The organism is Clostridium sp. MD294 (assembly GCF_000364165.2).
In the GTDB taxonomy this organism is placed as follows: domain Bacteria; phylum Bacillota; class Clostridia; order Lachnospirales; family Anaerotignaceae; genus Coprocola.
This window is the reverse complement of record NZ_CP097810.1, coordinates 1,092,559-1,105,296: the sequence shown is the minus strand read 5'-3', so window position 1 is coordinate 1,105,296 and position 12,738 is coordinate 1,092,559. Positions and strand designations below refer to the sequence as shown.

Here is a 12,738-nt window from a genome sequence, read left to right as displayed (position 1 = left end):
TAACACAGGCTCATTACAATACAATCTTCTTTCTTTCAAATATTGTATTAACTCTGGTACTTTTTCATTATCTAGTTGAGAAACAAAGCCATTCTATGACAGCTTATCTAATTCTTCATCAGAAAAAGAAATTGCTACATCACAGATTTCATTTACCATCTGTAATGTAGCAATCAATGTATTGTACTTTAATGTACCTCTAAATAATCGAAATTCTATTGTTTCATAATTGTTTAAATTCACGCAAGTATAACGACCATTTCGGCTGCCCTTTGCATGGTAGAGCGTTTCTTTTGGGGAGTTTTTTCTGCCGTATCTGTTTGCCCACTGTTTCATTTGATTTTCTGTTCTTCTGCTAAAACACAACATTTCATTCCAAAACATTTCTACAAAATATAGCACTCTGGAAATAGGATTTTCTTGTTCTTCTGCATACTCTCCAAAACAATTTCTATTGACATGAATATGTAATCCTGCTGTGCCTGATTGATGGCTGTAATATCCCATACGAAGTGCTTTTTTCATCACTTCCCACCAATTCATATTGTTTTTATGATAATCCAATGTCATAGGATAGCTGACAATTTCAAATCCATCTGATAGACTACCATCTTCTTTGATATAAATATGTTCTTCTACTTCATTCGCTAATTCTAAAATTTTCTTTGCATTATTGTAAATTTTTCCACCATCATCAATCTCCAATTCCACACCAAAGAAGCGATTTCCTTTTCCATAGAAAACGGGATAAGGTTTATAACTATAATCATGAATTGATTTTCTTTCTTGATAACATTCGTTGCAGTAATATGTACCTTGTTCATAATAAGCATTGTCTAACATAATAAGTTCGTCACAATGATTACATCTTGTGTAATAGTGATAATAACACTGAGAACATAGAGGAGTGTCCTCTGTACCTTCGTTTTCACTGATGTAAATTCTTTCTCCACACTCTGCACAAGTATCTGTTAATTCTTCAAAACAATCCAAGCAGTATACTTCATCCTCCATAAAATAAACATTTTCTTCTGTTAACTCTTCTCCACATTGACTGCAATAAAATACTTCTCTCATATGATTTCACTCTCCCTTTTTGTTTTCTTTGTTGTTGATGTGTTCTTGTACTGCTTTTGCCAAAATAGTCATTGCAATTAATACTTTTTCGAGTACTTCTTTAGAAATTTTCATATTGTATTTCCTCCTTTTGCTGTTTTCATAAAATAGTTTTTTGTATTACATTAGTATAATATATCATCGAAATACTTGAAAATACGATTTTTTATACAAAACTATACTATTAAAAAAAGCCTTAAAAACATCATGTTTTTAAGGCTTTTGAAATATAACTATTAAAACAATATTATAGATTTTGTTGCTTATAAATTTGTATCAGTTTTGCAATTTCTAACAATAATTTTTTGTCTATTACATCAAATTCTTTTACAATATCACCTAATTCCTCTAATAAGAAGTTTTCAGACTGTTCCATTGTTCCAGCTATAAAATAAGTAATAGGAACTTCTAATATTGCTGCAATTCTTGAAATCATTTCCAAACTAATTTTTGTAGCTCCTCTTTCCATTCTGCTTTCAAAACTAGAGGATATATCTAACTTTTCTGCTAATTCCTCTTGTGTCATTTTTAGTTGCTTTCTACTACTTTTAATTCTCTTTCCAATCATCTTATAATCCACAGACATATTTAAGTCACCTCTAATTTAAATTAACATTGAAAAATATATAGAAAAAGAAAGTATTAAGTTCTTTTGAACTTATATATGTCAATTTTTATTGTTATTTTGTTCTGTTAATGATATAATAAATATATAAAATTTAGGGAGAGTGAAAAATTATGGCGAAAAAGAATAAAAATATGAAAAAAATAGCAATATTACAAATCTAAATTAGCTCCTCATTTTCATGTTTCAGAAAAAAGTATACAAAGATCTTTGCTTAGTAGGTTTTATTCAAGATATTGATAAAGAAAAATGTTTCAAAAATTCTGATGATATATTTCCTACGATTTATAGAGTTGACAGAATAACAATTACACTATAACAAAAGAAAAATTTATATCAATCTACAAAAATCATTTTGAAGAAAGAGAATTTCGTAAAAAAATAAAGTTTATGTATGGGGGAAAACCTTGCCTTATTAAATTTAAATATACTGGTCCTTAATAGAAGCAATACAAGATAGACTTCTACAGCAGAAATTATACAGTAATGTAAAGATAGTCATATTATTAAAGCGGAAGTACTTGGAAATGGAGTAGACATGCGGTTAAGGAGTCAAGGAAAAATAATAAAAGTTATAAAGTAATACACTAAATAAAAAGGGGGATATTGTGTTGAGTACAATTGGAACATTAATGGTATTATTTTTTATATGGATTCTTAAACCATTAGGATTATTTTTATTCTTTATTTTAAAAATTGCTTTCGTTCTTATGGTTTTAGGAATTATTGGATATATTATTGGATATATCTTAGCTAGATTGCGACTAACTTTTCCAATATTATGTTTATTTTGTTTTTATTTTTATTCACTATTTTTTCACACCAGAAAAGATACAGTTTTAGGTATAATACCATTTTTACCTGAAAAATTGAAAGAAAGTGTTATGCTTTTAAAAATAGTAGATTTCATATCTGTGAATACAGCAGAAACAAAATTTTTTAAAATTATTGCTTTAATTTCACTAATTTGTACTTTGATAGGTATTATTCATTGGTTCCATATTTTATTTATTAAAGCAGTTAAAAAATCAGTTATTTATCAAGAAGCTAAAGTTTTTACAATAACATTTTTAATTGTGCAATTTTTATTAACTATTTTATATCCTTTTGAAATATATCCTAGTTTCAAATCTGCTTGTTATGTTTTAATTGTATTAATAGGGTTTGGACCTGCATATATGTATAATCCTATCTCATATTACAATAAAATAAAAAATATATTATCAAAAAAAGGTACCATTTCTAAACATGACTTAGAGGATATAATAAGACAAGAAGAACAGGAAAAAAATCAAAAAAATGATAGAGAAGAAAGAGAGAAAAAAATAAAGAATTTAAATCAACTATTAAATTGCATCATAAAATATGATAATTCTATATTTATATTTGAAGGAAAAAAAGAAATTTATTACTTAAGTTATCAAAAAGTACAAGATATGATTGACTATATTAACATAAAAATAAATGAAAAATCATGGGTTTTTATAGAAACTTTAGTAAAAGATCCTTCTCTTTTATTTGATAAAATAGATTTAAAAATATTTATTATGGATATGATGCCAAAACTATCTATTGCACATAAAAATAATAAAGAGATTATAGCATTTAACGATTTAGATTCTATTTCTGGGTTATGTGATTGTTGTCACGTTTATAGTGAAATTTTAATACAAGACGAAAATGGTAGATATTGTAGTTATGAATGTCAAAATTTTATGGAAACACTATATGATTCTATGACACCTAACATAAATGCTGTAGCTAGAACGATTGAGCTTAGTGCTATTGTTGCAACTAATCCACATCTCAAAGCTATGCTTAAAGAACAACAATATTACACAAATAAGCCATTAAATACACGTCATGGACAAATGGCAGAAGTCTTAAATACTAAAAAGGATTTAAGTAAAAGCATAAAATCTGAAATTCTTGGTAAAGATAACGCTAAAAATGGTCTAGATAGAATATCTGGTGAAGTCTTTATACAAGATAAATATTATAATGATTATAGAGCCGCAATAAGAAGTACTCTTGATAATAATGGAAATTATAGGTACTCTCCTAATACAGAATTAGAAATGCCAAAAGAGCAGATAGCAGATGCCCAAGAATATATAAAAGAATTAGGCTTAGAAAATCAAATTAAATTAAGAGCTGGTGTTTCACTAAAAGCAGCTAAATTAACTGCAAAGGCTGGAAACATTTATAGTATAACTTATGATGTAAAAAAAAGTGCTATATCTTGTGGAATTCCTGCGTTTAAAACTTCATTTATATTGAATTTAGCATATGGAATATGGAGCGAAGATGACATAGAAATTGCATTCGAAAATGCAGCTATTCAAGGATTAAAATCAAGTACAGCACAAACTGTAATTGCTACAACATCAGCACAAATACAAAAAATTAAAATTATAGATGAATTTATGAAAAGAAATAAAATTGATATTTCTCATACAATTTCTTTTATTGTATATAGTGGAAAAGATTTTTATGACTTTTTTAACAATTATATTTCAAGTAAGCAACTTGTTATAAATTTAGTATCTACAGGTGCAGGTTTTATTGCTGGAAACGCTGCTAGAACTGCTTTAACAGGTTTAACAGGACCTGTCGGTTTTTTAGCTTCTATAGCAACAACTATATTAGTACAAAGCGCTGTAAAAAGTGTATCAGAATCACTTACATCAAGTGATGCAAAGGAAATGCAATCTATTTTTTATAGTCAATTGGAATTATTGTCAAGAGAATATATGTTAACAACAAAAGAAATTCAATTAATTAGTAATGAAATTTCTAATGAAAATCCATCAGAAATGTTAAAATTAATGTATCATGATACAGACCACTATAGATATGCAGCTTTTGTAATATTAACAAAAATAGCAGAAAAATACTCTAATAGAATTCCTATTAAATTTGTTTAATTATTTAATAATCAAGTAAAGAATAAAGAACTTTTTAACTTTATTCTTTTTCTAAACTTATTATAAAATCATATTATAGCAGCAGAGTGTTGTTCAGACTATATCCATGTGTTAATAAAAATTCTACCCAAAGAAAAGGTATCAGATAGAGTAGGATTCTAAAAAGAAAAAGTACGCTAATTATATTTGAAAGACATACAAAGTTGAAATATAATTATCAAGGAAATCAATTTTTAAAAAGAACTTCATATAAAAGATTGTATGGTTGTTGCAGATGTCCTAAACTATCAAAAAAACTTCTAAAATAGTAATAGAAGGAGAATGGGATTACTTGTGAAGTGTAAAGGATAATCAATCAAACTTAAAGAAAAATATAAAAGATTATGTAGAAGATGCAACACTTGTGCCTAAAAATGGTTCTTATATCTTAAAAAACTATGAATTTATATAATATTATTTTTTCTTTACTATAAAAACAGACTATTTTATTCATTACATAATAATAAAACAGTCTTATTCATTTTTTTCTTTTTTTAAGAATTTATATAACTTTCTAAAAGATTTGGTACATAATGTATTTTTCTTCTTTTTGGCAAAACAACAGGATTAATCCCTACTTTTTGCAATTCTTTTAATGCTTTTTCAAACTTTGTCTTTTCTTCTTTTGATAATTTTTCTTTTGCTTTCATAACACCTCTTGACTTTGCAATCATAGTTAAAACATCAATAAGGTATTCTTTTTTCTTTTTACTACAACAACTTGATTGTATTCTTTTTTTTGCTTCTTTCAATGTATAATAATTTCCCAACATAATTGTACTCTTATAGTATTTTTTTATGATATATTGTGCTCGTTCATCAGAAAGCATATCATAAAATATTTGTTCAAACGATTCATATTCTTTATTTTGATATATCATATTGTACACCTTTTTATAACTGCATTGTATTTCAAAACGAATGATATACTTGGACTGCTCTATATTAGGACAAGTAGGAAATTGTTTTTGTAATTGTAAATATTTGCAATAACAATTCACTGTAACAGAATCGCTTTTTAAGTAGAAGCTTTCCATATATCCTTTTTTTCTATGAGAAATAGTATCATATTTCATTTTTTCTTTAAAACAGTTTGGTATATTAGCATGTTGTATTAAACTCATAAAAAAAAGAGGCTCATAATCCCCTAATTCCTCTAAATCAAAGTTAATACAATAATCTATTCTATGAAAACAATATCTCTGCATATCAGCAAGCTGCTTAGAAATTTCCATTGTATTTTTTTGAAATTCAAACAATACTCTATCTAAATCTTTTTCTGTAGTAGCAGTAATATAATCATTTGTACCTATCAATATCTTAGGATTTATTACCGCTCTTATCTGATAACATTTAAACTTTACATCATTATAAAATGGAATATACCAAGTAATTCCTATCTCTTTTTTAATATAACAAATACAGTACTCCTTTACAAAATTTATTTTATTTTTTGATAGAAATATCTTTATATTACCTGTTTTTTGGCTATACTCTTTAAATTGGTTTAATAAGTTATTTGCTTCTATATTTGTTATAGTTTGAAAAATAGTAAATGTATGAAAACCAAGAGATGTATGTAACATAATCATTCCTCCTTAATTAAAATTAATAATATAGAATACGCAATTTAGGGACATCACTCTATATTATATTTTTGTATTAAGGAATATAATTTTTCATAAAAAAATAAAAATTATAATACTTTATGTAGATAATCAAAATAGAATATGATACTATATATATAAATTAATTATTTATTTAAATAATATAGGAGTATACTATTATGAATCATTCTGATTCTGTTAATAAAATTTATATTAAACAATTACGCGACAAATTAAAATATACAAATATTTCTATATCATCTATTGATTTATTACATAAAATAATAGAATATGATAAGAAAATGACGGATGAACAATATGCTGAATTAATGCGAGTTTTAGAAAAAGATTATTCGGTTGGCTGGGAAAATGGTATCTATCAAAATGCAAACCCTTGTATAAAATCTAATAGTAAAACAAATTGTTTATCATCTTTAACAATAGAAAATTTATTAGCTAAAAATTCACTTTATGGGTATCTTGAAAATACTAAGAAATTATTTCAAGATGAAACATATGGCTCTTTTGTAACATTTTTATTTGCATATTGTCTATGTTCTACATTCACAAGTTTTTTAAAGAAAAATGGTATTTATTTCCCTTATTTTTTACAGATTATTACTAACCAAGGTTCTGAATCTAATTTTTTAATAAAACAATTATGTGAAATATGTGATGTAAATATTGGTATTCATTCTTGTTGTACAAATACTAATAGAGCAGGTTGTATTGACAGCATTGCAGAACTGTTATGTACAACTAATTTAGAAAAAAACAAGGAAAATTTAGAAAATTTAAAAGATGTTCCTGTATTAATATCAGAAGGAGTAGATTTTCAGAAAAAAATTTATTTATCTTTACTTGATAACATTTCTTCAACACCTTTAGATAACAGATATCAAAATAAAATAATAAATAATAATTTTAATGTACTGCCTATTTTTATTGCTGAAAAGGAATACATCAAATATAATACAATTAAAAGCATTTATTTCGATGAAATTGTTGCAGAACAAAGTATAGAATATATACAACTTTTTCAAAAACTAAAAAAATTTTTAAGTAGTATAGTATACGATTTTGTAAATTCTTTCTCTATAAAAGAATCAAAAGAAAGAATTGATGGAAATACAAAAAATTACATACAAGAAGAAGTTTACAACTCAGAAGAAATTTTGTATAATCCTAGAATTGGCATAACTTTAAGAAATCCTGTTGAAATAAAAAGTATATCTATATTACTATGGTTACTTAAAGCCTTTTTAACTTATATTTTTGAAAAAATACAAACTATCAAAGAAAATAATAACTTTTTATATAAAAAAATTGAAACATTACTTTCTGAATTGTTTTACTCTTTCACTGAAAATATTGTGGAAATAAAGAAAAGTATCTTTTTAGCTTCTTGTTATCAATTTGTCAAAAACCCTAATTATCCAAATGCTACAAAAGAAGATAAAATAAATCATTTGCAATACTTATTTTCAAATTTAGGTTTATCTGTAAAAGTAACCGATTGTATAGAAAGGAAAAATGCTATAATTTATAAAATAAGTCCATTTTTTTCTACTTCTTTAGAACAGATTTATAAAAAATTAGAAAATATTCGTATGCATATGAAAAGTTCTGATATTCTTTTAAATACATCATATCAAGACGGCGATATGGAATTAATCCATTTACACGAAAAAATTGAGAGTACAAATATAAATCAAGTTTTAAACGATGTAAGAAATCCAATTTTTCTTTTATTGCTAAGAGAAAAAATAAAAATTCCTTATATTGTAGGATATGATTATCATGATACTTTAAAAATAATAGACTTACAGTAAGTTCATCATATGCTGATTGGAGGTACTACAGGTTCAGGGAAAAGTATTGCTGTTCATGCTTTATTATTGAGTGTGATTACTCAAACAAAACCATCTGATGTACGATTTATGCTTATGGATTTTAAACAAGGACAAACATTTGAATATTATGAAAATATTCCTCATCTAGCTACTAAAATTATTACAGACAAAATAGAAGCTATCAATGCATTAGATTGGCTAAATAATGAAATGAATAGACGACATAAATTAAAAAATTTAAACAAAGAGCCTGAAATAATTTGTATTATGGAGGAAGTACTTTCTCTGTTTCATGATGATAAAGAAATAAAAAAAGAAATGATAAACAGATTATCTAATCTATTTGAAAAGGGTAGAAGTGCTAAAATTCATCTCATATTAGTAATACAAAATGCAGATGAAAATATAAAAAAGTCAAGTATTATTAGAAATATCACAGCAAAAGTAGTATTAAAAACAAGTGATGTTTATCATTCTAATAATATTGCAAGATTAAAAGAGATTCCTGCTCATCGCTTAAGAGGAAAGGGAGATATGTATCTTTTAACTGATAATGGAAAATTAAGACTACAAGGGATTAATGTATTGGAAAAAACAATACTATCTATTGTGAGTAAAATAAAAACAAAACCTTCTTATTTGTTTGAAATAAACGATAGTGATATGTTGATAAATAAAGAAGATACTATTGAAAATATTCCAAAGATAAAAAGTAATTCAAATGTTGTTCAGAAATCTTCTTCTAATTTAGACAAAAAAATTTTATCACAAATTATTTTATCGTTATTTGAGTATAAAAAAATTTCTAATAGTAAAATTATGGAAATCTATCATATTTCATTTAGTACAGCAAATCGTTATATAAAAGAATTGATAACTATTGGTATACTATATAAAGGAATTGGAAAGACAGGTTATTTTTGTAGTATTTCTTCTTTTGAAGAAATACCAGAAGAAATTTTAAAACTTGTTACTCAATACCAAAAACAAAGTATAGAAGAAATTAAAAACTATTTTGAGTAGATATTTTATAGCCACAATAAAAAAAGAAGATATTATAAACATCTTCTTTATTTTATACATTGATGTAATTTTTTTACTTTTATAGTAATTTTTCATTTTATATCAAAAGTGCAACTTCTTCTTCAGATAATCCTGTTATTTTAGAAATGAATGTAATCGTCATTCCCTCACTTAAAAGATTTTTCGCTATTTCTATACTTTTTTGTTGTAATCCTTGTTGTAATCCTTGCTCTCTACCTTGTTCTCTACCTTCAGCACGTTCTAATAATCTTTCTTCGTCAGTTAAACGTATCATATATTTATCCTCCTCACTCAGATGGTCTAGCACAGATGGGTTAGCAATTGCTGCTTCATATTCTTGTAAAAGTAATGCTCCTAATGTTGTTTGTTCATATGATGAAACAAATTTTTGATAATTTTCCTCTGTTTCAATTTCAAAAAAACATCTTAATATTTGCAATTCCTGACTATTCTGTTCTGAAATATGTTTGATATTCACTTCATGTATCGTCATTAAATCACTATAAACTTCATGTGTTGCTTCATCTATCAGTTTGATTTTTCTGTTCGTCACTGTATGCTTGAGCGGAGCTTCTGTCAATATAAAAGTAACTATAACACTTTCTAAATCTTCATATTTGCTTTTTTCTACTTTTTGAGAAGCAATCTCTCTACAAGCATAGTATATTGTCCTTTTTCGTATACGCTCTTTACTTTATACTCTTTGTAAATCCAGTGTAATAATACGATTATCAACAGACCTTGTTTGAATATCAAAGTATACAGAATTTAATGCTGCCTTATGCAAATCATTTTTATATTCTGCTACAATATCTATAAGCTCTATATGTTCTCCTAGTATTACTTCTAATACTTTTTCGCAAAGCTCTTTATTTAAAAACATCACTGTAAAAACAACATCTGCTTTTGGTAAATATTCTATATGAAAACTCATTTTTCTATAACACCTTCCTATTATGATGTTTCTATTATACCATAGTTTTTTAATCGAAAATAGTCTTTCTTTATCACTAGAAAAACTATTTTTTATCCACAATAAAAGTACTGCAATTTGTACTGCAATTATCATAAAAAGTATCTACGATATGGATTTTATGGAAATCAAAAAATATCGAAAATGCTGTATTTTAAGCATTTTATAAATTTGCAAATATAGGAGAAGAAAACTCTTAATCAGTGGGTCTAGGGTTCGAGCCCCTAAAGGTGCATTTAAAAAGCGGAGTTTTGTGACATTTGTCATGGGGTTCCGTTTTTTATGTTCAAAAAATGGTAAAATACTAAGTTTTTTATTTTATAACAAAAGAAAAAACAAAACTTAAATTTTATGTAATAAAAATTATTAATTAATTTCTATCATGACACAAGTTTTATTTTTTATACACTATATTTTTTTAACTCTTAATAAAACTAAATATTTTATTAGAATAAGGCACCAATAAAAAGCTTTCTATTATTTCTAACAGAAAGCTTTTTTTATTTATGTATATTCTTTTATTAATTTCTCTAACTGAAATTGAAAATAAGAAAGTGTATATTCTTCTACTTTTTCCCATTTTTCATAGGGAATTTTTACAATCTTATTTTGATAACTTAATATAACGCCTTCTTCTTCATCAATAGAAAGAATATTACAATTTTGTTCTAAATAAAGAGAATAGAGTGGATGTAACATAACAGGTGCCCTTTCTAATATCATATTAATAGATATACTATTTTATAATAAACTTTCAACATTTTAATACAAATAAAAATATTTTCTATTTTCATAAAAAGTTAATTTTTTAAAACTAACAAATTTATAGACAAAATAGTATTTATTGTACTAACCATTATAGCTATCATAACATATACAAAACTCAAAATCAAGAGTAATGCTTTAATATAACACATTAATAAACATAAAAACATCATATTTCACAAAATAATTATAGCTAAATATATTTGTATTGTAAATATAAAAACTTATTTTATACTGATATTAAAGTCTTTATTATTTAATGTATTATAAATATTTTATACATAACATAAAGAACTTAACATTTATTATATTCTATCACTATCCCACAATAACTCTTTTATTATATTTTTACAAAAATAATAAAAATACCCTTATCATTTTTATGATAAGGGTTCGCACAACCAATATTAATATCAAAATATAATTACCATTTAATTGGTTTTCCTTGTTTTTTCCATTGTCTAAATTCAGATGCTGCTGTAAACAATGCGTCTGTAGAGGAGTTCAAGCCTGTTTCACAAGAGTCTTGTATAACACCAATAATAAAACCAACACCTACTACTTGCATTGCTATATCTCCAGAAATACCAAATAAAGAACAAGCCAAAGGAATTAAAAGCAATGAACCGCCTGCAACACCAGATGCACCACAAGCAGAAACTGCTGCTACAACACTCAATATAATTGCTGTTGGAATATCTACTGTAATACCCAATGTATGTACTGTTGCTAATGTCATAACAGTAATAGTGATTGCTGCACCACCCATGTTAATCGTTGCTCCCAAAGGAATGGATACAGAATAATTATCTTCATCTAATCCTAATGACTCACAAAGTGCCATATTAACAGGGATATTTGCTGCGGAGCTTCTTGTGAAGAATGCAGTAATAAAACTTTCTTTTAAACATTTAAATACTAATGGATATGGATTAGTACCCATTGTTAAAAATACAATAATAGGATTTACAATAAATGCAACAACTGCCATAGAACCTACCAATACAATTAACAATTTTCCATATGTTGTAAAAGTACCAAGTCCATTTTCAGAAACAGTTGTAAATACTAAGCCAAGTATACCAAATGGTGCACAACTAATTACCCATCTAACTGCTTGTGAAACTGCTTCAGAAAAGTCCAATATGCCTTTCTTTGTTGTTTCAGAAGCTGGTTTTAATGCTAAACCAAATATAACTGCCCATGCTAATATACCAATATAATTTGCATTTACAATAGAACCAATAGGGTTTGCAACGATATTTAAAAGCAATGTTTTCAAAACTTCACCAATACCACCAGGTGCTGCATTACCTGATGCAGCTTCTGGTAATGTTAATGTTACTGGAAACAAAAAGCTTGCAATAACTGCAACAACTGCTGCTGCAAAAGTACCTACCAAATACAGTATAATAACTGTACCCATATTACTTGCTCCGCCTTCTTTATGTTGTGCTAATGCACTCATAACTAAGAAAAATACCAATACAGGAGCAACTGCTTTTAAAGCATTTACAAAAATATCTCCTAATATACCAATAACGGATAAACTAGGAACTGCCATACCTAGTATTGCACCAATTATCATACCACCAATGATACGCTTTACTAAACTAATATTATTCCATTTTACAAGTATATCTTTCATATTACCCTCCTATTTTATTATTTAAAAGGTTGTACGATGTTTTTATTATGTAACAAAACTTGCTGCTATTTTTACATTTCACTCCAAAATAATTTTTAAAGCAAAACACAGTTTTACTCTAAAATATTATAATTATAATTG

Annotated in this window: 10 protein-coding genes; 3 read left to right on the top strand and 7 right to left on the bottom strand. The window is 26.0% G+C overall.

The window, feature by feature from the left end; translation table 11 throughout:
• Window positions 1–93: 93 nt before the first annotated feature.
• Together C820_RS05370 and C820_RS05365 are read right to left on the bottom strand one after the other, a co-directional pair.
• Window positions 94–1,077 (bottom strand): LIM domain-containing protein, encoded by a 984-nt coding sequence (locus C820_RS05370; protein WP_004037458.1) that lies wholly within the window; start codon window positions 1,075–1,077, stop codon window positions 94–96.
• Between the two features lie 286 nt (window positions 1,078–1,363).
• Complete coding sequence (locus tag C820_RS05365) at window positions 1,364–1,702, bottom strand: helix-turn-helix domain-containing protein (RefSeq protein ID WP_004037461.1); 339 nt, start codon at window positions 1,700–1,702, stop codon at window positions 1,364–1,366.
• Between the two features lie 650 nt (window positions 1,703–2,352).
• Between C820_RS05365 and C820_RS05360 the strand changes: the two genes are divergently transcribed.
• Window positions 2,353–4,668: a YeeR family protein gene (locus C820_RS05360; RefSeq protein WP_156801449.1), complete on the top strand. Its 2,316-nt coding sequence runs from the start codon at window positions 2,353–2,355 to the stop codon at window positions 4,666–4,668.
• Window positions 4,669–5,201: 533 nt separating this feature from the next.
• Here C820_RS05360 and C820_RS05355 read toward each other — a convergent pair.
• Entirely contained in the window at window positions 5,202–6,293 is a 1,092-nt protein-coding gene (locus tag C820_RS05355) for a hypothetical protein (protein ID WP_004037467.1), read from the bottom strand.
• Between the two features lie 200 nt (window positions 6,294–6,493).
• Between C820_RS05355 and C820_RS05350 the strand changes: the two genes are divergently transcribed.
• Window positions 6,494–8,146 carry a hypothetical protein gene (locus tag C820_RS05350; RefSeq protein WP_004037469.1) on the top strand — a complete coding sequence of 551 codons (1,653 nt, stop codon included), beginning with the start codon at window positions 6,494–6,496 and terminating at the stop codon, window positions 8,144–8,146.
• A 9-nt stretch (window positions 8,147–8,155) separates the two neighbouring features.
• Window positions 8,156–9,190 (top strand): FtsK/SpoIIIE domain-containing protein, encoded by a 1,035-nt coding sequence (locus C820_RS05345; protein ID WP_004037471.1) that lies wholly within the window; start codon window positions 8,156–8,158, stop codon window positions 9,188–9,190.
• Between the two features lie 97 nt (window positions 9,191–9,287).
• Here the strand turns inward: C820_RS05345 and C820_RS05340 are convergent, their stop codons facing one another.
• From C820_RS05340 to sstT, 4 genes are all read right to left on the bottom strand, one after another.
• Entirely contained in the window at window positions 9,288–9,893 is a 606-nt protein-coding gene (locus C820_RS05340) for an Rpn family recombination-promoting nuclease/putative transposase (protein ID WP_083863933.1), read from the bottom strand.
• 12 nt (window positions 9,894–9,905) lie between these two features.
• Complete coding sequence (locus C820_RS05335; protein WP_035296776.1) at window positions 9,906–10,280, bottom strand: hypothetical protein; 375 nt, start codon at window positions 10,278–10,280, stop codon at window positions 9,906–9,908.
• A 408-nt stretch (window positions 10,281–10,688) separates the two neighbouring features.
• On the bottom strand, window positions 10,689–10,883 hold the full coding sequence (locus tag C820_RS05330; RefSeq protein WP_004037477.1) for a hypothetical protein: 195 nt from the start codon (window positions 10,881–10,883) through the stop codon (window positions 10,689–10,691).
• Between the two features lie 490 nt (window positions 10,884–11,373).
• On the bottom strand, window positions 11,374–12,597 hold the full coding sequence (gene sstT, locus C820_RS05325; RefSeq protein WP_004037479.1) for a serine/threonine transporter SstT: 1,224 nt from the start codon (window positions 12,595–12,597) through the stop codon (window positions 11,374–11,376).
• Between the last annotated feature and the right edge of the window lie 141 nt (window positions 12,598–12,738).

Excerpts from the sequence above, each read along its gene's own strand:
- C820_RS05350 (WP_004037469.1), top strand. The coding sequence starts at position 6,494 with ATGAATCATTCTGATTCTGTTAATAAAATTTATATTAAACAATTACGC.
- C820_RS05365 (WP_004037461.1), bottom strand. The coding sequence starts at position 1,702 with ATGTCTGTGGATTATAAGATGATTGGAAAGAGAATTAAAAGTAGTAGA.
- C820_RS05345 (WP_004037471.1), top strand. The coding sequence starts at position 8,156 with ATGCTGATTGGAGGTACTACAGGTTCAGGGAAAAGTATTGCTGTTCAT.
- sstT (WP_004037479.1), bottom strand. The coding sequence starts at position 12,597 with ATGAAAGATATACTTGTAAAATGGAATAATATTAGTTTAGTAAAGCGT.
- C820_RS05370 (WP_004037458.1), bottom strand. The coding sequence starts at position 1,077 with ATGAGAGAAGTATTTTATTGCAGTCAATGTGGAGAAGAGTTAACAGAA.
- C820_RS05330 (WP_004037477.1), bottom strand. The coding sequence starts at position 10,883 with ATGTTACATCCACTCTATTCTCTTTATTTAGAACAAAATTGTAATATT.
- C820_RS05355 (WP_004037467.1), bottom strand. The coding sequence starts at position 6,293 with ATGTTACATACATCTCTTGGTTTTCATACATTTACTATTTTTCAAACT.
- C820_RS05335 (WP_035296776.1), bottom strand. The coding sequence starts at position 10,280 with ATGATAATTGCAGTACAAATTGCAGTACTTTTATTGTGGATAAAAAAT.